The organism is Rhizobium sp. SL42, assembly GCF_021729845.1.
Lineage (GTDB): Bacteria > Pseudomonadota > Alphaproteobacteria > Rhizobiales > Rhizobiaceae > Allorhizobium.
This window is the reverse complement of the sequence record NZ_CP063397.1, coordinates 1,830,751-1,855,506: the sequence shown is the minus strand read 5'-3', so window position 1 is coordinate 1,855,506 and position 24,756 is coordinate 1,830,751. Positions and strand designations below refer to the sequence as shown.

Here is a 24,756-nt window from a genome sequence, read left to right as displayed (position 1 = left end):
GTCGAGACGGATGAAAAGATCGATTTCACCCTGCCCCCGGTTAGGAGGGCTGGCACAATCCGGGTCGTGTCGCGGAAGATTTCGCACAATCCGGGGTCATCTGCGCCTTTCTCTGACGCGCCCCTTCTGTCGTGGATCTGGCCCACTCTACTCGGGGCACGCATATTCCTAATATCTGAAACACTACGCGAATCGCCGTCCAGTGCCATCCGCGTTTGTTGATCAAGCCATAGGTTAGTTAACAGCTTGCTAACAAATTCGTTCTAAACTGAGCCACAGTTGTATTGCGTTGGGGTGGGTTTGTCGTGAGCGATCAGTTTCGGGAGCTGGAAAAGCCCATCAGCGTGCGTAAAAAGGACGTTGTTCTGATGGCCACGGTCACGAGTTTTCAGGCGCTCTCCTTCCCCGGCAAGTCGGAGCTTCGACTGTTTGCCGAGCTGTTCCAGCCGCTGTTTGCCAATTCGACCGTGGAGGCCCGCCGCGAGGCAGTCGCGGCGCTGTCGCAGAGCCCGAACCTGCCGATGGCGATCACCGTGTTCATCGCCACCCAGCCGATCGCCATCGCCGCACCGTTCCTCGCCGCCTCGCCGGCCCTGACCGACGAGATGCTGGTGATGATCGCCCGCACGCAAGGGGCGGACCATGCCCGCGCCATCGTCAAGCGCGAAAAGCTGTCGCCAACCGTGATCGATGCGCTGGTCGGCCTGCGCCACAGCGAGACCGCCCGCGACATCGAGCGTAAACTGGCGCGAGAGACTGTACAGGCAACGGGGATGGGCTCGGGAACGGCGGTCGGCGAGACCGGCGCCATGATGCCGGGGCTGAGCACCATTCCGAATGTGCGCCGGACCGAAATGGACATTCCACCGCCGCCGACCGACGATGAACGTCTGGCGCGCGAGGAAGAGCTGCGCCAGCAGATCAAGCGGCTCGCCCATCACCTCAATCCGCCCGACAGCGACCGGCTTGGCCGGCGGACCGTCAGCCAGATGCAGGCTGCACTGCTCATCCGTTTCGCCCGCAGCCACGAGGGCGGCCATTTCGTCACGACGCTTGCGGATCTGCTGTCGTCGAGCCGCTGGCTTGCCGAGCGCATCCTGCTCGACATTTCCGGCCGGCAACTGGCCACGACGCTGGTTGGCGTCGCGATGCCGCTGGCCGAAACCGTATTCGTGCTCGAACATATCTATCCGCATCTGGCGCGGGCCGAAGGCGGCGTCAGCCGGGCCGACCGGCTGGTCTCCAGCCTCGATCCGCATGATTGCGAAGCGCGCATCGACAGCTGGCAGCGGGCCGACAGCTATACATTTGGTACAGATGGCGGCACGGATGGCGAAGAAACGCGCGTGACGGCGGCCAGCAACGGTCCGAGGGCGGCCGTTGCGCCCAGCCCGCCGGCCTCGGCGCGCAAGCCGGTCGGCGACGAACTCGGCCGGCAACTGCTCAGGGCGCGCAAGCGCTAGGCGCCAGGTTCCAAGCAACCGGCTCAAGGTGCCAGGCTCCAGGCGCCAGACTCCAGGCGCCCAGCTCCGGAGCCCGCGTCTTCGGCTTGCGGCTCTAGGCCTTGCCGAGATGCTTCGGCCAGAACTCCCGATGCACGTCGGCTGCTTCCTCTTCAAGACTTGGGCCAAGCACCGTGACGACGCGTGCGCCGGTCTGCAATATCGCCCGGCTCGGCACGTTCAGGCCGATCCCGGCGATCTCGCCAAGCCGCACTTCCGAGCAGGCAAATATCATCCGCCCGACGCCCGACCAGTAGATGGCGCCGGCACACATCGCGCAGGGCTCGGTGCTGGTATAGACGGTGCAATCGGCGAGGAAAGCTGCGTCGTAGTGCCTTGCGGCCAGCTTGATCAGGTTCATCTCGGCATGGTTGGTCATATCATGGCCGGTGAAAACGCTATTTTCGGCGCGCAGGATGACCTCTCCATCCCTGGCCAGCAGCGCGCCAAACGGCTCGTTGCCGTGCTCCATCGCAGATCTCGACAGCGCAATCGCCTCGCGCAGATATGGCTCGTGGTCTTCCATCAGCGTTCCCCCGAAACTAGAGCGGATCATCCTCGCCTGAATTCGCCGGATTTCATAGGGCGGATAACCGCAGCGATGCGTTTCAGCCCTGCCCACCGGCAAGCGGGACAAAGTCGCCGATCTCGTCGACCTCGATTTCCACCAGCCAGAGATCGCTGTCAAAGCGCTGTTCGCGGGCGATCAGGGCGCTCAACGCCTCCGGCTCGGCACGCGCCAGGCGGATCTCGAACTGGCGATCATCGCGATCCTCGACCATCACCATCGACTGCGGGGCCGGACCATAAAGCGTCTCCAGCCCGTCGCGAAATCGCTGGCGGATGAAGATCGCGCCGGAGGCGTCCGATCCCTTGGCCACAACCGCGGCAAAGCCGCCGGCGGAAAAGACGCGGCGGGTGAGAGCAGAGACGAAGATGTCGGAGCGGATGCGCATGGCACGGGTGTAGGCGATGTCGGGACGGATGGGAAGCAGGGGGACCGAAGCGTAGCGTTCCGGTGTACCGACAGCGCCAACCGGCATGACGGCGATCTCCGGACCGCAGGATGGCGGGCTAGACCTTGACGGCCAGTCGCAACCCGCCCCAGTGGCGGCCGGAAATGGTGATCGGGGCGGAAATGTCCTTCATCAGCACGAAGTTGCCGCCGCCCATGTCGCGGCGGTAGGTCTGGACGAGGAACGGCGCCGTCGAGCGGCCGGCGGCCAGACCGACGCGGTCGTTGAAGATGCGGCGATTGCGGCAATTGGCGGTGTTCCACACGGTGTCGCCGGGACGCTGCGGGGCGGAGAATTTCCGGTTATGCGTCGGCAGGTAGCCGTTCTCGTCGACCGGGGCGCAGAATCCGATACGCTCGCTAATGGCGGCGGCTGGTTCGAGGATCGCCGGCAGGACCTGGTCGGTGAAATCGGTGAAGGCCGTCATCATCTGCACCGGATCGGTGCCGGGGATCGGCCGATAGGTGCGGTCGAACAGCGCCTGCATGGTGATGCGGCCGCTGTCGATCGCCCGCTGGAAGACGGCGGACACATCGGCGGCGACGGCGGTTGCCGTGTCGATCCATTCACTGTCGGCGGTGCGGATGCCGGCGCTCGCCGTCAGCTGGATCAGCGTTTCCGACAGTGCTACCACCTTGTCGACCCGGCCGGCGGCATTCTGCAGCGCCGCGTCCGAACCTTTGACCTCGCCCGCCATGGTGCTGAGCGTGGCGACGAATTCGGCACACTGGCGGTCGACCATGTCGGTCGTCTGCGCCATGGCGGAAGAGCCGTCGAGAATGCGGGTGATCACCTGCTCCATGGCGCCGAAGGAGCCGTTCAGCGCCTGCGATGTCTGGCGCACGTCGCGGGCGCTGGTGCTTGCGCCCCGGCCGGCCTCGGTCAGGCGGTTGATCCTGGTGCGGATCACGCCCAGCGTCTGCTGGATGGCGCCGGTGGCCTGCGAGGTCTGCAATGCCAGCGTGCGCACTTCGCTCGCGACGACGGCAAATCCCTTGCCCGCCTCCCCGGCCCGCGCCGCCTCGATGGCGGCATTGAGGGCGAGAAGATTCGTCTGGCGGGCGATTGCGCCGATCTCCTCGGCAACCTTGTCGACCTCGGCAAGCGAGTGCGCGAATGTGCCGATCTCGTTGCCGATCTCCTCGGAGGTGGCGACCATGTGATCGATCTTGCCGACGGCGCCGGTCAGGCGGGTGGCGGATTCGCCGAGCATGCGGCGCGCTTCTCCTGCCGTGTCGTCGGTCTCGCGCAAGGCGGTCGCGACCTCGCGATTGGTTTCGGCAATCGACAGCGCGGTGCGGGTGACCTGATCGAATGTGCCGGAATGGCGCCGTGAGGTTGCCGCGACATCCTGAATGGCGCCGGCGATGTCGACGATGTCGATGCCCAGGCTCGACGCCTCGTCGGCCAGGCGGCCAATGATGTGCTTCAGGGTTTCGGCATCCGCACCTGTCGGCGCGGTTGCCAGGTCATCCTCATGGCGAGGCATGCCGTTCACAGCGTTCATGGCCTGGTCTCTCCTCCGGTGAGGAATATTGGCCATGGTATGGTTAACGAGATGCTTACGGGCGTTTTCGACTTTCGTCGGATGAGGAGCCACTGACCACGGGCCGTGACGACTGAATCTACAGAGCGCCGATCGACTTCAGCTTCTTCAGCACGACGGCGCTCGGCTCGCCGGTCTCGGCCATCTTGTAGTGGCGCTCGAAGCGGCGGATGGCGTTGCGGGTCTGCTCGCCGGGCACGCCGTCGATGGTGACGTCGCTATAGGCCATGTTGGACAGGCCGCGCTGGATTTCCATCACCAGTCCCGGATCGAAGCTCGCCTGCTGCACCGGCAGCGGCGCATCCGGACGGGCTGCGGTGGCGCGGATCTCGCCGGGGGGAACCGGTGTCGGCGTGGATGGCTTGGCCACCTCGCGACGCGGCGCGGTGACGACCTGGGTCTCGGCACGGCGGATCGCTGCGGCGACCGGGTCGACGCCTGCGCTGTCGCGAACCAGATCCGGCGCCGGGCGCTGGGCAGGCACGGCGGCCGTGACGCTGCGATCAACCCTCAGTGCTGCGACCAGTTCGGCGCTGACCAGGCCATTCGGCTCCATGCCGACGGATTTCTGGAAGACGGCAATCGCGGTTTCGGTGCGTGGACCAATCACGCCATCGGCATCGCCGTCGTAGAGGCCGCGGCGGGAAAGCTCGGCCTGGACATCGCGGATGAGCACGGCCGTCTCGCCGGTTGCGACAGGCCAATCGGTGGATGTCGCCGGCGCAGCGGTCGGAGCCGCTGTCTCGGCGATCGCCGCGGCGGGCGTTACCGCTGCCACATCAAGGCTATCCTCTACGGGTGCGGCCGCCTCGGCTGCCGGGTCCTGCTCTCCCTCGCGGGCGATCTTGAATGTGGTGACATTGGCATGCGGCGGTTCGGCCAGATGCGGGGCGCGGCCCACGCCGGCAAGGGCGCTGAAATTGGCGGCATCACGGGTGCGCAGGAACGGCGACGGGTGCTGGCCCGGCTGGTACCAGAGCGCATTAGCGGCAACGGTGCCGAAGATCACCGCGAACGTGGCAAGACCACCCACCAGGCGCGGATGGCGCCCGGCAAGCCGCGCAAGCGCTGTAACGCCGGCCGAAAGAAGGCCGAGCGCATGCTGCGTCGGCTTTTTCTTCTTCTCAGGCGATTTTCGCGTTCGCTTGGTCATACCCGGTCTCTTTGCCTTCCCTTCTGCGAGCCGCCGGCTGCGCGGTCAGGCGCGGCGGAAACTCGACCATATTATCTTCATTGCCAGCCTGCGCGACAGCGCCCGAGCCGTCAACCGGCAGCGTGACGGTAACCACAGTCCCTTCGCCCGGACGGCTGGAAATCGCGAATGTGCCGCCATGCAGGGCGATCAATCCCTTGACCAGCGACAGGCCAAGGCCGGTGCCTTCATAATTGCGGTTGAGTTCGTCGTGCACCTGGGTGAACGGCCGGCCGAGCATGCTCAGCTTCTCCGGCGCCATGCCGATGCCAGTATCGCTGACGCTGATCACCAGGTCGGTGGCGGTGCGGCTGGCATCGATGATCACGGCGCCGCCATTGTCGGTGAACTTGATGGCGTTGCCGACGAGATTGATGATCACCTGGCGCAGCGCGCGGCTGTCGGCGACCGCTTCGCCGAGACCGCGCGGCAGCCGGCTGGTCAGCTTGACGCCCTTGGAGGCCGCCTGCAGCGACAGCATGCGCTCGCATTCGGTGACGGTTTCGGCAATGGCGAACGGCTCGAGCAGCAGTTCGTAGCGACCGGCTTCGATCTTCGACATGTCGAGCATGGTGTTGACCACCGACAGGAGATGAGCGCCCGACTGGCGGATCAGATGGACATATTCGCGCTGGCGGTCGTTGGCGAGCTTGCCGAAATATTCGCCGGCGAGAATGTCGGAGAAGCCGAGGATGGCATTGAGCGGGGTGCGCAATTCGTGGCTGACGGCGGCGAGGAACCGGCTTTTCGCCTCATGGGCGGCAACCGCCTCGTTTTCCTTGACGCTGACGGTGTCGCGGATCTGCATTTCGCCCTCGATGTCGAGGATCTGCGCCTGGACGCCGGTCAGCGCGCCATCGGCACAGCGAACGGCGGTCATGTCCATGCGGACATTGAGGAACTGGGTCTGGTCGAGGCCGAGAACCGGGCGATCGAGGCGAAGGTCGATGACCACGGCATCGGCACCCTGGCGCAGGGCATCGAGCGCCTGGACGAAGGACAGGCGGTCGGAGACATGCACCTGATCGACGAAGGGGCGCGACAACGGTTCGCGCAGGAAGGAGACGAACATCTGGCGATCGCGGCCACCGGCGGTGCGCACCAGGCCGGCCGCATCGAGGCCGAGGAACAGGCCGGGGCAGAGATCGTAGGGCGAGCCGGCGTCGGCCGACTGGGCAGCAGCGGCGGCAGCCGCAAGATTGGCAACGCTTTCGGCGCCGACACGGCGGCCGGCGATCAGCGCCACGGCGGCCATCATATAGAGGGCGACAACGAGACCGAAGCCGAGCGGCAGGCCGATGGCGGCACCGAGGGTCAGCGAGACCGCGGCAGGCACGACCGGCAGGGCCGGCAGGAAAGCCAGGGTCAGCTTGCGCATCAGCCGGATTTCGGCGGCATCGGCCATGCGTCCATGGGACTGGCGCGGCAGGCACCGTGCAGCCAGGCGATCGATGATCGCCGTCAGTCCATCCACATTTTTACGCAATACAAACACGCGGGAAATCCGAGACTCATTTTCGTCTTTTCGAGCCCGACCATAGGCTTCACGCGCTTAAGGAAACGATAAGGCGAGGCCTTCGGAAGGCCCGGAATTGGCTCATCTGACCCGAAACAGAACAGCCGGGCCGGGCTTTCGATTTTATGGTTAATCGGGCGTAAGCAACGGATTTCCAAGAGTTTTCACAGTCGCGTTAACACTTGTGTCGACCACTGCCGGCAAAAGCTGCGGGATTGTCGGGCGGGCGCCACAATTATGCTTAACGGCAACCGTTACAATTTGAAACAAAGGCGCGAAACACGCGATTTAGGTGGCATTTTAATCAATCTTGTCTCAAAGCCGAACAGCTTCTGAAAAGCGATCTTTGCGACTCAGCGATAGGTTCAAATCACGAATTCGGGACGCAACCCGAGAGGTCCGGCAACGACCGGCAACAGGGATTTGGTGACGACAATGTGGTTTCTGATCAAGGGAACTTTCTATTGCTCCATGGCGCTGGTGGTGCTGTCGTTCTTCGGCAATCCGCCGCAGGAGGAAACCGCCGGCGGACCGCGCCTCGTCATGGGCGATGCGATCGCGGCGGCAACGGATGCCTACCAATATGTCTCGGCGATCTGCGTCGAGAAGCCGGAGGTCTGCGAAAAGGGCAAGGAAACCTTCCAGGCACTCGGCCAGCGGGCCCGCGAAGGCGCATTGGTTGCGTTCCAGCTGCTCGACCAACAGTTTACCGATGACGGCGCCAGCGACGTTGCATCACCGGCCAAGGGCCGCGTCGAGATCGTCAAGCCGGCCGTCGAAACCGCAGCCGGCCAGGCGCTCGATCCGATGCCGGTCGACCTGTCCGAAAGCCTCGACACGGCAGCGATCGTGACCGGCACCGTCGTGCCGACACCGCGGCCGGACAACAAGAACCTGCCGAAACCCTATACGCCGCCGAAGCCTTGAGGCGGCCGAACCTTCCACCGTCCGGAGCGACAGCGCAAGCATAGCCTGCAGCAGATCGTCTCGAACGCCATGCAATCCGGGGCCCGCGCCCCACCCCTCTTGCATCAGAGCGACCGTCCCCGTGACGGTTGTGCGGATGCCTGTCTGCCTGTCCTAAACTGTCCCTTTGGCATTTTGCCGGGCCGCGAGGTTAATCGCCTCGCGGCTTTCTTTTTTTCGCGTGACGGAGATGGTTCAAAACGGCCGTCGCTTCGCCTATATGGCTTGCAACAGGAACAGACCCGGTGCGCCATGACCACGCTTGAGCAGATGATCGACGATTTTGCCTATCTCGACGACTGGGAGGACCGGATGCGGTTCGTCATCGAGCTCGGCAAGGCGTTGCCGGACCTTGCCGACGACGACAAGAGCACCGAAAACAAGGTGCAGGGCTGCGCCAGCCAAGTCTGGCTTGCGACCTCGTCGGGCGATGGCGCGGATCCGGTGATGACCTATCGCGGCGACAGCGACGCCTTCATCGTGCGCGGCCTCGTCGCCATCGTGCTTTCCGCCTATTCCGGCAAGACCGCGTCCGCCGTCGTCGATTTCGACGCGATCGACCTGTTCAAGCAGCTCGGCCTTCTTGAGCATCTGTCGGCCCAACGGGCCAACGGCCTGCGCTCGATGATCCAGCGGATCCGCGAGGAAGCGGCCCGCCGGCTGGTGTAAAAGTCAACGGACCTCCTTTGACATGATATCACCGATGATATCATATAGGCACATGATCGTTGTCGATGCGAATGTCTTGCTGTCAGCCATGCGCTCTTCAAACGGTGCATCGCATGTTGTCTTGCGCGCCCTGATCGCTGGCCAACTGAGATTTGCGGTTTCGCCTGCCGTGGTCGTGGAATACGAAGATGTGCTCAAGCGCCCCGGCATTCTTGGCCGTCACTCCACGATCAGCACGAGCGACATAGATGTGGTGCTGGATGCGATGATCAGCAGAGCCCGACTCGTCTCGCCGCATTTCCGGTTTCGACCATTTCTCGATGACCCGAAAGACGATCTCTATGTCGAATGTGCCTTGAGCGCGGGTGCCAAGACAATTGTCAGCAATGACAAGCACTTCAACCATCCCGCCATGGCGGCTTTCGGCCTGAATACATGCAGAGCGAGCGATATCGCGAGAGAACTGGCGACGAGGAGTACCGATCGATGAGCACCTATCCGTTAAGACTGCCCGAGCATGTGATGGACGAGGTCCGGCAGGCAGCTTCAGAGGACAATGTCTCGCTGAACCAGTTGCTGACAGCGCTGGTTGCCGACGGCATCGGCCACCGCAGGGCGATCATGACTCTCAAGGCGCGTGCCGCTCGCGGTGACGCGAATGCGGCTCTGGCCATCCTGGACAGAGTGGCGAATGTCGATCCCGATCCAGCCGATGCGCTGGATACAATCGATCCCAAAGCGGAGCGGAGAGGCTAAAATCGCTGACGCCCCTCATCTGGTCGAACCCGGAAGTTCAGGCCGGTAGCCTTCTTCGCCCCAGTGGCGCGGGCGGCGCTGGCCTTGCCTGCCTGGCGGCGGGGCGTAGTGGCGGGCGAGCGCAAGCAGGGCTGCGCGCAGCAGGAGCTTGGCCGAGCGGGCGGGCCACTGGCGTTCACGCTCGACCGTTTCCAGCCCCTTTCCGAAGCAGCAAACATCGAGCGCCACGCCGGACAGTTCCGGCCCCATGGCGGCGACGGCGGCCGCGAGACGGCGGCGGGCGGATTGCGCCATGTCGGAGAGATCGTCTGCCGCCGGCGCCTGCCCCCTCGCCCGACTGGACAGGCGCGGCTCCCAGGATGCGGTGATGCGGGGCTGCAGGCCGCCACGCTCGAAATCCTGCGCCAGCCGTTCCCCGGCCCGCACCGCATCCTCCGGCAAAAACGGCAGACCCTGCCTGTCCTTCAGGCGCAGCAGCGGAAACAGCGGCTGTTCGGCCAGATTGCGGCGCACGCTGCGGCGGCCCTCGGGCTCCTGCAACGTTACCGTCTCCAGCACGCGGTGCTGGTCGAGAAAGGGTTCCGACGCCGCATCACTGAGCGAACGGCGCAGCCAGGTTGCGGTCTCCCGCGTGGCGGCGTAGCCCTCGGGCACGCGGACCAGCAGGCCATCGGCAACGAGCCGGCGCAGCAGGCCCGGATCGACGCCGGTGACCGTCCGGCCGCCGGCTACGACGTCCCTGCGGGCTTCCCCCTCCCCTGACAGGCGCAGCGGGCCATCGATCGCCAGGCGCAGCAGGCGGCGGACCTGCTTGCGGTCGGCGGGATTGAGCGCCGTGCCGGTGATGGCGGCCTTGTCGATGCCGGCGCTCGGGGGTGTGGCGGCAGCGCTTCCTTTGGCTGAGCGGTCGGCACCTGAGCTTCGGGCAGCGGCGGCACCGCTGGAGGCATTGCGGTCTCGGGGTGCATGGGGAATGGCGGTTGGCCGGGGCTTCGTCATCGGATCTCCTCGCTGTCAATATCGGTCTGGCGTATCGGGCGGCGCGCATGCCTTTCGGCCGGGGCTTTTCCGCCTTGACGAGTGGTCTTGTGGAGAGGCATGCGGGGCCGCGCTTTCAGGGCCATGGGAACGGGTGGAACGGGCAGCATCACGCCTTGCCGCTCATGGCCTCGGGCCGGCGACAAGGACGACGGCGCAGGCCATGCGCTCGACGATGGCGACAAAACCGTCATAGGCCGGGTCGTCCCGGCGATCCTCGACCATGCGGCAGGCATGGCGGACAGTGGTGCGGTCGCGGCCGAAGGCTTCGGCGACCTCGACCATCGGCATGGAATAGGCGACATGGCAGACATACATGGCGATCTGGCGGACGTGATTGTTGGCGCGGCGTCGACCGTCGCGCTCGGCGTCGAAGCCGACGGCGGTCAGAAGCTCGATGGCAAGCTGGCGGACCACCATGCACAACAAGCGACGCTCCGGAGTGAGCGGCCTCGCCTGCGCCAGGCAATCAGGTGCGTCATCGGGAAGCGGGTGAGGTTCGGGCTCGGAGACACTAGACATCGGCAACTCCAAAATAGGATTATCTTCCTACATTGATAGCAGAGTCTGACCGGAAAGATACCCTTAGATTTCGAGGGGTGGGACTGAGTCATCCGGCTGGCCCGATGATGGCGACCTCATCGCTGGCGACGAAAATTAGATATAACAAGGAATTCAGCGCCGAATCCGGGCCGCTCGATACCGTCGACGTCTTGTGCGTCACCGCACCTGGATATCAACAAACAGGGCACAATGGGATTATTTTCACATTCCCGAACAACAAAAAACCGGACCCCTGGGCCCGGTTCCTGTTCGGCTTATGGCGCCGGATCCTGCTGCGGCTTACTTGCCGCGCTTGCGGCGCTGGCCGAGACCCATTTCCTTGGCGAGACGCGAGCGCGCCTCGGCATAGGCCGGCGCGACCATCGGGTAGTCGACAGCCAGATCCCACTTTTCGCGGTACTCTTCCGGGCCGAGCGAATGATGGGTCATCAAGTGACGCTTCAGCGACTTGAACGAACCGCCGCATTCCAGGCACACGATGTGATCGTCCTGAACCGACTTGCGCACGGCGACAGCCGGCTTCGGCTTTTCAACCACGGCGACCACCGGTGCAGGCGACGATGTATTGCTCAAGGCCTGGTGGATATCGGCAATCAGATTGGTCAGATCGCCAACCGGCACCACATGGTGGCTGACATAGGCCGCAACAATATCGGCAGTCAGCTCGACCAGCAACTGCTGGCCCGGGCCCTGTTGTACTTCAATCATTTCATTCTCCTGTTCATCTCGTCGTTGGCCGCCGCCGCACCCAACATTAGTCAATTATGTGCGTTCCTACCGGTCGCCTATCGACCAGTCCCGGAACCAGTAACCACCCCACAACCCGCCTATCTTCCGGTTCGGCCCCAAACCGTCCCGTCCTGTACCGCAGTTGATATGACCGTCACCGCGAATATTACCAAGTGGTAATCATTGGCTCCGGCCCACTCTCAATCAACGAATACAGCGAATAAGCAGCGTATCAGTGGATTAGCACTCCCTGCGCAAATGTCCACCGGATATTTCTACTAGATGTCACGGGTATAAACCGGATTTACTCTGATTTTGCTTTGAGCAACCCGGCCTTTACCGCCCACAGATTGCAGAGGATCTGCTAAAATAACCTGAGAGACCACTATGACAGTTTTTTGTTCATGTCATCTTGCAGTGATACAGCCGATAGCTTGTAGCCAACCTTGTGTGCGGCGCGGGCGAGCAGATGGGCCGATACCGGGGCGGTCAGGATGAAAAACACGAATCCGGCCAAGGCACGGATAAAAATTGCAAATTCGCCGGAGTGGAGGCCGACCGCGAGTAGCAGCAGACCCGAGCCGACGGTGCCCGCCTTCGATGCCGCATGCATGCGCGTATAGAGATCCGGCAGCCGGTTCAGGCCGATCGCGGCCACCAGGGAAAACAGCGCGCCGGCAACGATGATGGCGGCAATCACGAGCGCGACGAGAATATCGATCATTTGGCCTCCTTGCGGGGGCTGGTGCGGGATTTTGCCGGCTTCGATGCCTTGGCCGGCCGGGGTGGCTTTTCTAATACAGGTTGTGGTTTTGGATCGGTGCCAAATCCACGGAAATCATCCGCCTCTCCCTCGCCAACCATACCGCGGGCGAGGATGAACCGGGCAAAGGCGACCGTTGCCAGGAAGCCGACAAGGCCGAGCGAGATCGCGATGTCGATGTAGAGCATATAGCCGGAGCGCAGCGCGATCACCGCGATGAAGCCGATGACGATGCCGACCAGCATGTCGAGGGCAATGATCCGATCCGGCAGGGTCGGGCCGACGACGGCGCGATAGACGGTCAGCAGAAAGGCGATGCCGAGCGCCAGCAGGGCAAAGACACAGGCATATTCGACGATCAGGCCAGGGGTGGTCATGCAAAGGCCTCGCGGATCTTGCGCTCGAACCCGTTGGCAATGTCCAGCCGGGCGGCGTCCGGGTCGGCACAGTCAATCGCATGGACATAGAGTGTCTTGCGATCATCCGAGACATCGACCGACAGGGTGCCGGGGGTGAGCGTGATCAGATTGGCCAGAAGGGTGATCTCGAGATCGCTGGTGACCGTCAGCGGATAGGCAAAGATGCCGGGCTTCACGTCGAGCTTCGGCCGGGTGACCATGACGGCGACCTTCCAGGCGGATTTGGCGAGCTCGACCAGGAAGAGCCAGACCAGCGACAGGATGCGCAGGGTGCGATTGGGCGGTGCGCCGTCGAGCAATTGTTCGCGCAGCAGGCTGAGGATGACCAGCGACAGCACGAAGCCGAGCAGGAGATTGTGCAGGGCAGCACTTTCGCTGACGGCCGCCCAGATCGCGGTCATGATGACGCTGATGGCAAACAGGCTCATGGCGCACCTTTCTCGGGAAAGACTGACAGGATGTAGGCCGTCGGATCGGAGAGACCAGCGGCCGCCTGCTGGCTGACGACGATGAGCGGATCGGGAAACAGGCCGAACCAGACGACGAAGATTGAGAGAAGCAGGATCGGCGCGCTGCGCCACAGGCTTGTGCGGGGGGCCGCTGGCGGCGGCGCGAAGGCGGCCGGTGCAGGTGTCGTCTCCGTCGCAGACGGGGGGCCGCTCACCACGGCGGGACGCCAATAGGCGAGCAGGAACAGACGGCCGAAACCGATGGTGCACAGGAAACCGGACAGCAGAACGGACCCGGCAAGCCACCAGGCGCCGATATCGAGCGAGGCCTTGACCAGCAGCGCCTTGGGCCAGAAACCGGAGAACGGCGGCAGGCCGCTTGCGGCAAAGAACAAAGCGAGCGACAGGCCGGCAAAGGCGGGGGCCGATGTCCACAGGCCGGCCAGCTTCGTCAGGCTGAAACCGCCGCCGAGGCGGGCCGCCTCGCCGACGACGAGGTAGAGTGCCGTCATCAGCAGGATGGAATGCAGCGCATAGAAGATCGCCGCACCGACCGCCGCCTCGCCGCCAATGGCGATGCCGGCCATCATGTTGCCGATGCCGGCAATGACGATATAGCCCATGAAACGGCGGATGTCAGTCTGGGCCAGCGCGCCCATGGCGCCGAGGATCATGGTGAGGGCTGCGACGATGGCGATAACGAGGCTCAGCGCCTCGCGTTCGATCGGCAGCAGCATGACCATGACGCGCAGCAGCGCATAGACGCCGACCTTGGTCAGCAGGCCGGCAAACAGCGCCGACACGACGACGCGCGGCGTGTGATAGGAGGCCGGTAGCCAGAAATTGACCGGAAAGGCGGCCGCCTTCATCGAGAAGGCAAGGACGAAGAGCGCCGACAGCGTCATCAGCGGCGCCGAACCCGAGAGTTCCGGCGCCTTCAGGGCGATATCGGCCATGTTGAGCGTGCCGAAGATCGCATAGAGGTAGCCGACCGCGATCAGGAACAGCGTCGTGGCGATCAGGTTGAGCACCGCGTATTTCAGCGCGCCGTCGATCTGCTCGCGCTCGGAGCCGAGGATCAGCAGGCCGAAGGACGAGATCAGCAGCACCTCGAACCAGACATAGAGGTTGAAGATGTCGCCGGTCAGGAAGGCGCCGGAGACGCCGGCCATCAGCACCATCAGCAGCGGATAGAAACCGTAGCGGCGGCCGCTATTGTCGATATCGAGCTCGGCATAAAGCGCGGCGGCGAAGGCGACGATGGCGGCAGCCAGCGCCAGGAGCGCACCGGTGAGATCCACCGTGATGGCGATGCCGAAGGGCGGACGCCAGCGGCCCATCATCATGGTCAGCGGCCCATCGGCGAGAACCCTGGACAGCAGCAGGATATCGACCAGCACCAGCAGCGCCAGGCCAGCCAGGGCCACCGGCGGATGCCAGGCGATGCGATGGCGGATCATCATCAGAAGCGCGCCGGTGCCGAGGCACAGGCCCATCGGCAGGATGGCCAGCCAATGGGCGGCGGTTGCCGGATCGAGGACCATGGCTGCGGACAGGTCAATCGGGGTGGATGGAGACACGGCCATCATCAATATCCCGTCGGAGGCATGGGTTCATCCTTCGGCTCGGCGACACGCATGTCGTCGGTGTCGTCGGTGCCGAGGTCCTGATAAGCGCGGTAGGTCAGCACCAGCAGGAAGCAGAAGAAGGAGAACGAGATGACGATCGCCGTCAGGATCAGCGCCTGCGGCAGCGGATTGGCGGCACTCATGGCCAGCGTGTCGCTGCCGACCGGGATGATCGGCGGCACTTCCGCGGTCAGCCGGCCCGTGGTGAACAGCAGCAGGTTGACGGCATTGCCGAGCAGGACGACGCCGAGCAGGACACGGATGATATGCTTGGACATCATCAGATAGAGGGCGGCGGCGAAGAAGATGCCGACCAGGACTGCAAACAGTGCTTCCATCAGCCGTCGTCCCTTTCTTCGAGCGCCAGCGCGATCGAGGTGAAGGCGCCGAGCACGACGAGATAGACGCCGACATCGAAGGACATGACGGTGGCAAGCGGCACCTCGACGCCGAACAGGCTCGGATAGATCCACACGCCGGTCATGAACGGCAGGCCGAGCGGCGCCGAGACGAAGCCGGACAGGGTCGAGACCAGCAGGCCACAGCCGGCGATCGACATCGGATGGAAATAAAGGGCACGGCGCACGGCCTGTACGCCAAACGCGATGCCATAGATGGCAAAGGCGGAGGCCGCGATCAGGCCACCGATAAAGCCACCGCCGGGCTCGTTGTGGCCGCGCAGCAGGACAAAGATCGAAAACAGCAGCATCAGCGCGGTGAGGAAGGGCGCAACCGTGCGGAAGATCAGGGTGTTCATTTCTTCGCGCCCTTCTTTTTCTTCGCGGCCGGCGCTGCCGGCTCCGCGGCGCTGGCGGCGGTCGCCGGAACCGTTAGGGCAGCCGGACGGCTGCGCACCCGGATCAGGGCGAGGATCGACAGGCCGGTGATCATCACCACCGAGATCTCGCCCAGCGTGTCGACGCCACGGAAGTCGACGATGATGACATTGACGACATTGGCGCCGTGGGCAATCACCTTGGAATAGGTGTTGAAGAATTCAGTCAGCGTCGTGTCGAAGGGCATTTCGGTTGCCGCCATCAGCAGCAGCGCAAAGCCCGTGCCGCAGGCAACCGCCACGGCGCCATCACCGAATGTGGCCCAGAGCGGGCGGTGATCAGAGAGCGACAGCCTAAGGCGCGACATGACCAGCGCCAGGATGACGACAGACAGGGTCTCGACCATGAACTGGGTGAAAGACAGATCCGGCGCGCCGAAAAGCAGGAAGATGACCGCGATGGCAAAACCCTGGATGCCGAGGCAGACGATCGCGGTCAGACGGTCCTTGGCGGTGAGCACCGCGAGCACGCCGATGACGGCGATGGCGAAGATAGCCAGTTCGTGGAAACGCAGGTTCGCCGGCCATGCGGGCAGACCCGGAAACTCGTCATAGACCAGCGGCGGTACGAGCAGGACCACGGCGAGAAACACAAAGGTGCTGGTGATATAGACTTCCAGCCGTCCGCCCTGGAGCCTGCGCGTGAGGTGATAGGATAATTTGACCAGGCCGCCGATCGCATGATCGAAGCCGCGGTCGGGACCGGCGCCGATCGCCTCGAGCAGCTCGGCAACCAGGGCACGGGCGCGGTCGAGACTGCGGTAGACCAGAATGCCGAGCGCGATCGTCAGCAGCGACAGGACCAGCGGCATGCCGGGATGCGGGATCAGGCTGATCGACACGACCTGCCTCTCGCCATCGATGGCACTGGCCATAGGCGACGAGATCAGCCAATGGGCGAGCGGGGAGAAAACCGCCAGCAGCAGACCCAGAACAGCCAGTTTCAGCGGCCCGAGCCAGAGCAGGACCGGGCCTTCATGGGCATGTTTCGGGGTTTTTGCCAGCGGGCCGACAAATGGCTTGAGGCCGACGGCAAAGGCGATGGCGAACATCAGCACATTGCCGAACAGGGCTACGGTGGTGAAGACGACGGCACGCGGATTTGTCCCGACAAGGGCCGTGTAGATCTCTTCCTTGGCGAGAAAGCCGAAGAGCGGCGGCAGGCCGGCCATCGACAGGGCGGCAATCAGACCGGCGGCAAAGGTGACCGGCATGGCCTTTCGCAGGCCACTCAGCTTTCTGACGTCGCGGGTGCCGGTTTCATGGTCGATGACGCCGGCGACCATGAACAGCGCGCCCTTGAACAGCGAATGGGCCACCAGATAGAGTACCGCCGCCTCGGTCGCATAGGGCGTGTCGAAGCCGGTCAGCATGACCAGAAGGCCGAGCGAGGCGACCGTGGTATAGGCGAGCATCAGCTTCAGGTCCGTCTGGCGGATGGCAAGCACCGCGCCGACGATCAGCGTGACGCCGCCAAAGAAGGGCAAGAGGATTTCCCAGGCTGGCGTGCCGCCCATGGCCGGATTGAGGCGCATCAGCAGATAGACGCCGGCTTTGACCATGGTGGCGGAATGCAGATAGGCCGAGACCGGCGTCGGCGCTTCCATGGCATTGGGCAGCCAGAAATGGAACGGGAACTGCGCCGATTTGGTGAAGGCGCCGCCGAGCACGAGGAACAGGGCGGCCAGATAAAACGGGCTGGCGCGCAGGTTGTCGCCCATGTGCAGGAGCAGGGACAACTGGCTGACGCCGGTGATGTTCCAGACCAGGATCAGGCCGGCAAGCAGAAGAAGACCGCCGCCGCCGGTGACGACCAGTGCCTGCAGGGCGGCGCGGCGCGAGGCCTCGCGGCCATGGTCGAAACCGATCAGCAGGAAGGAGGTGATCGAGGTCAGCTCCCAGAAGACGAAGAGCATCAGCAGGCTGTCGGAAACGACGACGCCGAGCATGGCGCCCATGAACAGCAGGATGAAGGCGAAGAAGCGGCCCTGCTGCGCATGGCCCTTCATGTAGCCGCCGGCATAGAGCACGATCAGCGCGCCGATGCCGGTGATCAGCAGCGCGAAGGTCAGCGACAGGCCGTCAAGGAACCAGGAAAAGGACAGATTGAGGCTCGGCACCCAGGCATAACCGCCGGTCACCACCTCGCCGGCGGCGATTTCGGGCATGAAGCCGATGAAATGCAGGAAGGCAAGCGCCGGGACCAGGGCGAGCAGCCAGGCTGCCGACGCGCCAAGCCTTGCCGTCAACCATGGCGCGACAAGCGCACCGGCAAAGGGTAGCAACATTGCGATCCAGGTCAGATCGCCGGTCAAAACAGGCATTCCACCTCCCCGGGCGGTCGTTCGATGGTGAACTTGGCTGCGATGCAAGGAGGTTCCGTGTTAGGACATGGGGGGCGTGGCCTCAAGCAAAAACGGACCAAAATCCCATCACGGAGGCGTCAACCCCCGGTTTCCTCTCGCCAAACCGCCTTTCGCGCCGTGCGTTGACGGCACAGGAGCTTGTCCTGCGTCCCGACCGGGGCGCCGCGGAGAAGACTGCGTGCAAGAGGATTTGCCGCAACCGCCCCGGCGTCCTATCTATAGGACAAACCATAGGACAAAGGGGGGCCGGATCGCCGGCCACCAATTCGAGATTTTGGCCCGAAATTCCAGCCGGAGACGACATGATGAGCGACAGCACCACTGCACCGAAGATCACCAAGAGCGAAGCGGAATGGCGCGAGCAGTTGACACCGGAACAATACCGGATCCTGCGCGAGCACGGCACCGAACGCGCCTTCAGCGGCCCCTATTGGGACACGAACGACAAGGGGCTCTATCGCTGCGCCGCCTGTGACGAACCGTTGTTCGTGTCGGACACGAAATTCGATGCCGGCTGCGGCTGGCCAAGCTATTTCGAACCGGTGAAGCCTGACGCCGTCACCGAACATCGCGACACCGCCTATGGCATGGTGCGCACCGAAATCCGCTGCGCCAATTGCGGCGGCCATCTCGGCCACGTCTTTCCCGACGGCCCGAAGCCGACCGGCTTGCGCTATTGCATCAACGGTCACTCGATGGTGTTTGAACCGCTGGAATGAGCGAGACGCCGGGTCATCGCACGGCGGCGGCACTCTCCCCGTCCTTCCGGGGAGAGAAACCGTTTTGAATTGCTGATCTTGCCCCCATGTCGTCACCGACCGCTGAAATCCCTGAGTGCCTTTGGCGATACCCGTTTCCATATGCCGATCAGCAATAGCAGCGACAGCACGGCACCCAGGGCAAACGGGGCGGCCAGCGCCTGGCTGCGCGGCATGAAGCCTTCGGCGATGGTGACGCTCAGGCCGGAGACGATCAAGCCGAGCGGCATGGTGCCGAGACCGAAGAAGCGGTAGACGCTGTTGACCCGGCCGAGCAGATGCGGCGGGATCATGCGCTGGCGCAGCGACACGGTGATGATGTTCCAGATCATGCCGGTCAGGCTGGCGAGCAGCAAAGCGAGCCAGACGGCGACGGCGGACGGCAGTACAAGCGGCACGACAGCGAGCAAGAGACACGCGGCGATGGCAAGCCTCAGGCAGGCTGATGGGCCGAGGCGGCGGATGATGTGTTCGCCAGACAGGCCGCCGAGCAGGCCGCCGGCAGCGGCACCGGTGAGCAGCAGGCCATAGTGCGCCGAATTGAGGCCCATGACCTCCTGGGCATAGAGCACCAACCCGATCAGCAGCATGTTTTCCACCGCATTGAAGGCGCCCAGACCGATCGCCAGATCGCGCAGCAGCGGGTGACGGAAGAGATAGGCCGCTCCTTCGCGCATTTCCGCGACCCAATGGCGCGGGGCGGCCCGTTCGGCACGGAAGCGACCGGGAATGGACAGGATCAGCATGCCGGCAAAGGCGAAAGCCAGCCCATAGAGGCCGAAGGCGAGCGGCAAAGCGAGCCCGATCAGCAGGCCGGCGAGCGGCGGGCCGATCATCATGTTCATCAGCACTTCGAGGCTGCCCATGCGGCCGTTTGCCGTTTCCAGCCGCTCCAGGGGCACGATTGCCGGCATCAGGGTGACGGCAGAATTGTCACGCAGCACCTCGGCAAAACCGACCAGCAGGGCGGCCAGCAGGAGAAGCCAGTAGAGCGTGGCCGTGGGGAAATCGGCAACGGGATTTTCCGGCAGGAGGCCGGGAACCAGAAGCGCTACGGCCAGCGCCATCAGCGTGACGAAACGCACGAAATCCATGGCGACCACCAACATGCGGCGGTCGAGGCGATCGGTGATCACGCCGGATGGCAGGGCAAAGAGGAACCAGGGCAGCTTTTGCGCGGCGGCCACCATCGAGATTGCCAGCGGATCGCGGGTGATCAGCGAGGCGAGCCAGGGCCAGGCGACGATGCCGACGCCATCGGCGAGATTGGCAAGGCCGCTCGACAGCCAGAGGCGATAAAAACTGGCACCGAGCTTCGGTTGTGGCGTGACATGCTGGTTCATGACGATTCCTTGTGCGACCGCAACGGAGCATTGGCGATGCGGCTTGGCAAGCCGTGAAAAAGCACGGGAAACGGCTGGGGACGATCGGTGGACGGGTTGTCGGTTGCCCCGCCTGCGCGAGAGGTTCAGGGCTAGGAGGCAGATCCCGAATATCGCGATACTCTAGCCGCGCGCGGCCAGCACCTTCAGGCACTCTTCGAAGGCGGTCAGGTCGTGGTAGAGGCGGTCGGGGGTGGCGGCGTGGATGGCGATATGGCCGCCACGGCGGGTGACGCCGCCGTGCAGCATGAGGTTCTCGATCATCTCGAAATCCTCCAGCGCATGGCCGTCCGGGCCGCGCTGGCGGCCGTTCTCGTCGACGGTGAGTTCGCCGCCATACCAGGCCCTGGTGCGGGCGAAATGGCTGTCTGTGACATTCGTATAGGCGGCGACCAGCTTGCCGGAGGCGCACATGTAGCCCAGCTCGAAGACCGTGCCCGGATCGGCGGCAATGCCGCGGAACGGGGTGAGGTTGGCGATGACGCCATCGGCGGCGTTCATGAAACCCTCGTCGACGGCGCTGATCTTCAGGCCGAATTCATGGCGGGTCGGGGCCGGTTCGATCGCGATGTCACCGGGGCAGATCGGCTCGAAACCATAGGCGCGGGTCATGGCGGCCTTTGCGTCGAGCACGGCTCTGGCATCGGGCAGGAAGACTTCGGGGCCGGCGAGATAAAGCTTGAGAGGCATCTTAAATTCCTGGGTGATCAAATCATGCGCCAAAGGAACAGCGCGATCAGGCGAAAGGCAAGGCAGTTCGGGCTTGAGAATGCTGCTTTGCACACTTTGTGAGGCGGCGGGTTGCGGGGCGGCTCTGGGCCATGCAGCATCGCCGCCGAAGTCGTCGGAGGATGCTCGACCGGAGCGCAGTCTGGTTGCCGGCATTAACATACAGCGGTTCCCGGCATCGGGACGGACGGGCTCGCCGGCAGGCAGATACCGGTTCAGCGGATCGATCTGCGGCCTGTTGCGACAACGGTCGCTTCGTCCTCAGCGGATCGTGGCGACTGCCGGCGCCAGTCGCTCGGGCTCATGCCGGTGACCCGGAGGAATTCGCGGTTGAAATTGGACTTGGTCATGAAACCGGAGTCGAAGACGATGCGGGTGACCGGCAGGTCGGTCTCGGCCAGCAGCCGGCAGGCCTCGCCGATCCGGTGGTTGTTGACATAGTGCGAAACGCTGATGCCGTGGACGCGATTGACCGCCTGGGAGACGCTGCGGGCGGGAAGCCCCATGCGGCGGGCAATCCGCGCCAGGTTCAAGCCGGTATCGGCATAGAGGCGGCGCTCGACCATCAGGCGATCGAGATCGGCGGCCACCTGCCGGTCTTCGGGTGAAACGACGGTGGCGGCGGACGGTTGTTCGGTTCCGTGGGTAAGCCCAAGCGCGCGCCCCTCCTTTGGTGCCGGATCCAATCCTTCCATCTCGTCCTGCCCATCGCCCTCGCCTTCTTCCGAGCCGGCAGCGACGGCGGCAATGCCGAGCAGCAAAAGAATGGCGGTCGTTGACGCCGAAACGACCAGAGCGGAATACTGGCCGCCACTCCACAGCATGTCGAGGCTGATGGCGATATCGGTCAAGGCCGAGCCGATCAGCGCAAGCCCGGTCAGCTGCAGCGAGCGATAGGAGCGCAGCGTGCCGTCAAGCCTGGCTGCGACAAGGCCATCGGGGCCGAGACGGGCGAGCCAGAGCAGCGCCAGGCCATAGGCGAGAAATTCCGCAATGATCAACAGGTCGAGCAGATCGCGCCAGACCAGCATCATGAGCATCAGCGCGGCTGTCGGCACGAGATGCGGCCAGTCCCGCCATGACAGGCCGTGCCGTTCACGGGCGAGATCGCGGAAGGCGAGATAGGACAAGGGCGGCATCAGAGTGGCCAGCGTCATTTGCAGTGGCAGCACTGCCATGACGCCATAACCCCAGCGCAGGCCGATCAGCACGGTCTGGACGATATAGACGGCAATAAGCAGCAGAAAGAGGCCGTTGGCTGCAAAACTTTCGCGGCCGCGCAGCAGCAGCCGGACCAGAAAGACCGCCAGATAGAGCGAGACAAGAAAGGACAGCGGGACAAATATCATCGGCGTCTTGAAACGAAAGGATGTGGAATGGGCGGGCGTCACTCCTGAGGAGTACCACCCGATGCGGGGCAATGCCCGATGCATGGCACATCATGACCTCAAACGCGATCCGCTTCGACCTGAAACGCGATCAAGGTCGCGATGCGCACAGGCAGACGGCACGGTCGGGGCTCAAACCACGGCCCGACGCGGCCAAACCTGGAGCCCAGCCCGATGAAAACCAGAACCATTCTCTTCTCCGTCGCCGGCGTGATCGTCGCCATGCTTGCCATCGATGGCGCCGTGTCGCTGATCAGCGCCCGCGACAGCCTGTCCGGGCCGCTCGACCTTGCGGGGATAAAGAAGCTCCATGTGACCGGCACGGCGAGCGACATCATGATCGCCGCCAAGGCGGACGCGCCGCAGGTTGCCGAACTGACCGGCGAACGGCATGGCTGGGGCGCGCTCTGGCGTTCCAGCTGGTTTTCCGGTTCCTGCCCGGCCAAGGGCTCGATGCGGATAGATGGCGACATGCTGACGGTCGATGTCGGGCGCGGTGGCCGTTTCTTCGACTGGAGCTATTGCACCATGACGCTGACCGCCAATCTCCAACCCGGCGCCTCCGTCTCCATAGACCAGCAGGCGGCGCGCACGCGGCTCGACGGAGAATTCTCGGCGCTCGACATCCGCAGCGATGCCGGCGATATCGCCTTTACCGGCCACGCCGCATCGATCGCGGTTTCGGGGGCAGCACTTCGGGCACGACTGACCTTCGAGCGGGTCATGCAGACCGAAGCGATCATGATCTCCGGCACCATGCTCGATGCGACCGTGCGCTTCCTGCAGCCGACGCCGATCAGCTACCTAGTCGAAACCGTCGCTTCCTATGTCGACAGCGCGCTGCCGAACACGCCGGGCGCCAGGCCGTCGATCACCATTCGCGGCGAGATGGCGCGGGTCAGGATCGAATAGGCGCAAACGTGCGGCATCACCGGACGCAAGGGAGGGACAGAAGAGGGAACAAAGCACATGGAGCGCGTCCGGATTTCGGAGTATTGTCGAGGCAGACCGGGTACGCCAGGGAGGGGACGGCATGAACCAGAGCGAGTTTCACCGCCAGCCGGATGCATTCTCCCGCCCACCTTCGCTTGCACCTTCCCGGCCGCCTTCGCCTCCGCCTGGCGTCCTGCCGGACGGTGCGGACGGATCAACCGAGCCGGCGGGTGCGGCCGGTCAGCCGGCGATCCCGCGCAGCCCCGGCTTTGATGAAACCGTGAAGCTTGCGCGCGAAGGCTATGATTTCCTGTCGCAGCGCTTCCGGTCGATGAACAGCCCGATCTTTCGCACCCGGCTGATGCTGCGCGACGTGCTCTGCCTCACGGGGCCAGATGCTGCCCGGTTGATCTATGACGACGACCGGCTGACCCGGGTTGGCGCCATGCCGCAGATGGTACTGCGGCTGCTTGCGGGCAAAGGCAGCGTGCAGCAGCTCGACGGCGCCGAGCACCGGCACCGCAAGGCGATGTTCGTGCGCATGCTGGTCGAGGACCGCACCGGTATCGACCGGCTGGTGGCGATCTTCCGGCGCAATTTCATCGAGCGGGTGCCGGACTGGATCCGCTGGGGGGCGGTGCCGCTCGGGGCGGAGCTGGACCTGATCCTGATCCGCACGGCGCTTGCCTGGACGCATGCGCCGATCGATCCGGAGGAGATCGACAGGGACGACGCGCTTTTGACGGAACTCGCCGAGCAGGCCGGGCATTTCGGGCCGCGCCGCCTGCCCCTGCCCCTGCTGCCGGGTCTGCTGGGTCGGCGGTCAGCCCTCGAGCGGCGGCTGACGGCCGCCTTTCGGCAGATCCGCCGCGGCCGCCAAGCGCCGCTGCCGGGCACGCCGATGGCGATGATTGCCGGCTACCGCGATCAGAAGGGCCAGCCGCTGGCACCGGCCGTTGCGGCCGGCGAGCTGATCAACCTGCTCGGACCAATCGCTTCGCTCGGGCGCTACATCCTGTTTGCCGCGGTCGAGCTGGAGCGGCACGGCGAATGGCGGGAGATCCTGCGCGTGCCGGACGACCGGCTGCTCACCGATTTTGCCGAGGAAGTGCGGCGCTGCGTGCCGTTTTATCCATTTGTCGGTGCCGTGGCGCGCACCGGCTTCCACTGGAACGGCCACCAGATCCGGCGCGGTCAATGGCTGCTTTTTGACCTCTACGGCACCTGCCACGACGAGGCTCACTTTCACAATGCCGGCGAGTTCCGGCCGCTGCGCGAACTGCGGCACGGGCCGAACGACTACAGCTTCGTTGCGCAAGGGGCCGGATCGGTGAAGGACGGCCATCGCTGTCCCGGCGAAGAGGCGACGCTTTCGATCATCAAGGAAGGCGTGCGGCTACTGACCACCGCGATCGACTACGACATGCCGGCAGAGCAGGATATGTCCGTATCGTTGTCGGACATGCCATGCCGGCCGAAGGACGGCGTGGTGATCTCCGGCGTGCGCTGGCAGGAGATGGCAGCGGGCTGAGATGGGACGTCTGGCTGAATTGCGGTGCCGAGCCTACCCCCTCTGCCCTGCCGGGCATCTCCCCACAAGGAGGGAGATCGG

26 protein-coding genes are annotated in these 24,756 nt (G+C 64.2%); 8 read left to right on the top strand and 18 right to left on the bottom strand.

What is annotated here, in order from left to right:
- Window positions 1-368 precede the first annotated feature (368 nt).
- The gene (locus tag IM739_RS08650) at window positions 369-1,463 is read left to right on the top strand and encodes a DUF2336 domain-containing protein (RefSeq protein WP_237371015.1); all 1,095 of its coding nucleotides are present in this window, start codon (window positions 369-371) and stop codon (window positions 1,461-1,463) included.
- A gap of 94 nt (window positions 1,464-1,557) precedes the next feature.
- Here the strand turns inward: IM739_RS08650 and IM739_RS08645 are convergent, their stop codons facing one another.
- The 5 genes from IM739_RS08645 to IM739_RS08625 all read right to left on the bottom strand — a co-directional run bounded on the left by IM739_RS08645 (window position 1,558) and on the right by IM739_RS08625 (window position 6,751).
- Window positions 1,558-2,028, bottom strand: coding sequence for a nucleoside deaminase (locus tag IM739_RS08645; RefSeq protein ID WP_237370760.1), 471 nt, complete (start codon window positions 2,026-2,028; stop codon window positions 1,558-1,560).
- Between the two features lie 82 nt (window positions 2,029-2,110).
- The gene (locus IM739_RS08640; protein WP_237371014.1) at window positions 2,111-2,458 is read right to left on the bottom strand and encodes a DUF1491 family protein; all 348 of its coding nucleotides are present in this window, start codon (window positions 2,456-2,458) and stop codon (window positions 2,111-2,113) included.
- Window positions 2,459-2,576: 118 nt separating this feature from the next.
- Window positions 2,577-4,025, bottom strand: coding sequence for a methyl-accepting chemotaxis protein (locus IM739_RS08635; RefSeq protein ID WP_237370759.1), 1,449 nt, complete (start codon window positions 4,023-4,025; stop codon window positions 2,577-2,579).
- A 118-nt stretch (window positions 4,026-4,143) separates the two neighbouring features.
- Window positions 4,144-5,217 (bottom strand): peptidoglycan-binding domain-containing protein, encoded by a 1,074-nt coding sequence (locus IM739_RS08630; protein ID WP_237370758.1) that lies wholly within the window; start codon window positions 5,215-5,217, stop codon window positions 4,144-4,146.
- On the bottom strand, window positions 5,189-6,751 hold the full coding sequence (locus tag IM739_RS08625; RefSeq protein WP_237370757.1) for a sensor histidine kinase: 1,563 nt from the start codon (window positions 6,749-6,751) through the stop codon (window positions 5,189-5,191). Before IM739_RS08625 ends, IM739_RS08630 begins: the two co-directional genes overlap by 29 nt.
- A gap of 456 nt (window positions 6,752-7,207) precedes the next feature.
- Between IM739_RS08625 and IM739_RS08620 the strand changes: the two genes are divergently transcribed.
- The 4 genes from IM739_RS08620 (at window position 7,208) to IM739_RS08605 (ending at window position 9,163) form a co-directional block, all read left to right on the top strand.
- Complete coding sequence (locus IM739_RS08620) at window positions 7,208-7,699, top strand: DUF5330 domain-containing protein (protein WP_237370756.1); 492 nt, start codon at window positions 7,208-7,210, stop codon at window positions 7,697-7,699.
- A gap of 291 nt (window positions 7,700-7,990) precedes the next feature.
- Complete coding sequence (locus IM739_RS08615) at window positions 7,991-8,407, top strand: SufE family protein (RefSeq protein ID WP_237370755.1); 417 nt, start codon at window positions 7,991-7,993, stop codon at window positions 8,405-8,407.
- 34 nt (window positions 8,408-8,441) lie between these two features.
- Window positions 8,442-8,897, top strand: coding sequence for a putative toxin-antitoxin system toxin component, PIN family (locus tag IM739_RS08610; RefSeq protein WP_237370754.1), 456 nt, complete (start codon window positions 8,442-8,444; stop codon window positions 8,895-8,897).
- A complete protein-coding gene (locus IM739_RS08605) occupies window positions 8,894-9,163 on the top strand; it encodes a hypothetical protein (RefSeq protein ID WP_237370753.1) in 270 nt (89 codons plus the stop codon). The genes IM739_RS08610 and IM739_RS08605 overlap by 4 nt, the downstream gene beginning before the upstream one ends.
- A gap of 15 nt (window positions 9,164-9,178) precedes the next feature.
- Here the strand turns inward: IM739_RS08605 and IM739_RS08600 are convergent, their stop codons facing one another.
- The 10 genes from IM739_RS08600 to IM739_RS08555 all read right to left on the bottom strand — a co-directional run bounded on the left by IM739_RS08600 (window position 9,179) and on the right by IM739_RS08555 (window position 17,912).
- The gene (locus IM739_RS08600) at window positions 9,179-10,162 is read right to left on the bottom strand and encodes a DUF6456 domain-containing protein (protein WP_237370752.1); all 984 of its coding nucleotides are present in this window, start codon (window positions 10,160-10,162) and stop codon (window positions 9,179-9,181) included.
- A 162-nt stretch (window positions 10,163-10,324) separates the two neighbouring features.
- Window positions 10,325-10,723: a helix-turn-helix domain-containing protein gene (locus IM739_RS08595; protein WP_237370751.1), complete on the bottom strand. Its 399-nt coding sequence runs from the start codon at window positions 10,721-10,723 to the stop codon at window positions 10,325-10,327.
- A 321-nt stretch (window positions 10,724-11,044) separates the two neighbouring features.
- The gene (locus tag IM739_RS08590) at window positions 11,045-11,473 is read right to left on the bottom strand and encodes a MucR family transcriptional regulator (protein WP_237370750.1); all 429 of its coding nucleotides are present in this window, start codon (window positions 11,471-11,473) and stop codon (window positions 11,045-11,047) included.
- A gap of 406 nt (window positions 11,474-11,879) precedes the next feature.
- Window positions 11,880-12,218 (bottom strand): monovalent cation/H(+) antiporter subunit G, encoded by a 339-nt coding sequence (gene mnhG, locus IM739_RS08585; RefSeq protein ID WP_237370749.1) that lies wholly within the window; start codon window positions 12,216-12,218, stop codon window positions 11,880-11,882.
- Window positions 12,215-12,634 carry a cation:proton antiporter gene (locus IM739_RS08580; RefSeq protein WP_237370748.1) on the bottom strand — a complete coding sequence of 140 codons (420 nt, stop codon included), beginning with the start codon at window positions 12,632-12,634 and terminating at the stop codon, window positions 12,215-12,217. The genes mnhG and IM739_RS08580 overlap by 4 nt, the downstream gene beginning before the upstream one ends.
- Window positions 12,631-13,104, bottom strand: a complete 474-nt coding sequence (locus tag IM739_RS08575) for a Na+/H+ antiporter subunit E (RefSeq protein WP_237370747.1) — start codon at window positions 13,102-13,104, stop codon at window positions 12,631-12,633. The genes IM739_RS08580 and IM739_RS08575 overlap by 4 nt, the downstream gene beginning before the upstream one ends.
- Window positions 13,101-14,714 (bottom strand): Na+/H+ antiporter subunit D, encoded by a 1,614-nt coding sequence (locus IM739_RS08570; protein ID WP_237370746.1) that lies wholly within the window; start codon window positions 14,712-14,714, stop codon window positions 13,101-13,103. The genes IM739_RS08575 and IM739_RS08570 overlap by 4 nt, the downstream gene beginning before the upstream one ends.
- Entirely contained in the window at window positions 14,714-15,091 is a 378-nt protein-coding gene (locus IM739_RS08565; protein WP_237370745.1) for a Na+/H+ antiporter subunit C, read from the bottom strand. Before IM739_RS08565 ends, IM739_RS08570 begins: the two co-directional genes overlap by 1 nt.
- A complete protein-coding gene (locus IM739_RS08560; RefSeq protein WP_237370744.1) occupies window positions 15,091-15,510 on the bottom strand; it encodes a Na+/H+ antiporter subunit B in 420 nt (139 codons plus the stop codon). Before IM739_RS08560 ends, IM739_RS08565 begins: the two co-directional genes overlap by 1 nt.
- Window positions 15,507-17,912 carry a putative monovalent cation/H+ antiporter subunit A gene (locus IM739_RS08555; protein WP_237370743.1) on the bottom strand — a complete coding sequence of 802 codons (2,406 nt, stop codon included), beginning with the start codon at window positions 17,910-17,912 and terminating at the stop codon, window positions 15,507-15,509. Before IM739_RS08555 ends, IM739_RS08560 begins: the two co-directional genes overlap by 4 nt.
- 347 nt (window positions 17,913-18,259) lie before the next feature.
- Between IM739_RS08555 and msrB the strand changes: the two genes are divergently transcribed.
- Window positions 18,260-18,673 carry a peptide-methionine (R)-S-oxide reductase MsrB gene (gene msrB / locus IM739_RS08550; protein WP_237371013.1) on the top strand — a complete coding sequence of 138 codons (414 nt, stop codon included), beginning with the start codon at window positions 18,260-18,262 and terminating at the stop codon, window positions 18,671-18,673.
- Between the two features lie 92 nt (window positions 18,674-18,765).
- On the opposite strand, the gene IM739_RS08545 is transcribed toward msrB, so the two are convergent.
- The 3 genes from IM739_RS08545 to IM739_RS08535 all read right to left on the bottom strand — a co-directional run bounded on the left by IM739_RS08545 (window position 18,766) and on the right by IM739_RS08535 (window position 22,172).
- On the bottom strand, window positions 18,766-20,055 hold the full coding sequence (locus IM739_RS08545) for an MFS transporter (protein ID WP_237370742.1): 1,290 nt from the start codon (window positions 20,053-20,055) through the stop codon (window positions 18,766-18,768).
- A gap of 162 nt (window positions 20,056-20,217) precedes the next feature.
- The gene (locus IM739_RS08540; protein ID WP_237370741.1) at window positions 20,218-20,784 is read right to left on the bottom strand and encodes a nucleoside 2-deoxyribosyltransferase; all 567 of its coding nucleotides are present in this window, start codon (window positions 20,782-20,784) and stop codon (window positions 20,218-20,220) included.
- 254 nt (window positions 20,785-21,038) lie between these two features.
- Window positions 21,039-22,172, bottom strand: a complete 1,134-nt coding sequence (locus IM739_RS08535) for a helix-turn-helix domain-containing protein (protein ID WP_237370740.1) — start codon at window positions 22,170-22,172, stop codon at window positions 21,039-21,041.
- Window positions 22,173-22,385: 213 nt separating this feature from the next.
- Between IM739_RS08535 and IM739_RS08530 the strand changes: the two genes are divergently transcribed.
- Window positions 22,386-23,123, top strand: a complete 738-nt coding sequence (locus IM739_RS08530) for a hypothetical protein (protein ID WP_237370739.1) — start codon at window positions 22,386-22,388, stop codon at window positions 23,121-23,123.
- A 121-nt stretch (window positions 23,124-23,244) separates the two neighbouring features.
- Window positions 23,245-24,675, top strand: a complete 1,431-nt coding sequence (locus IM739_RS08525) for a hypothetical protein (RefSeq protein WP_237370738.1) — start codon at window positions 23,245-23,247, stop codon at window positions 24,673-24,675.
- Window positions 24,676-24,756: the final 81 nt, after the last annotated feature.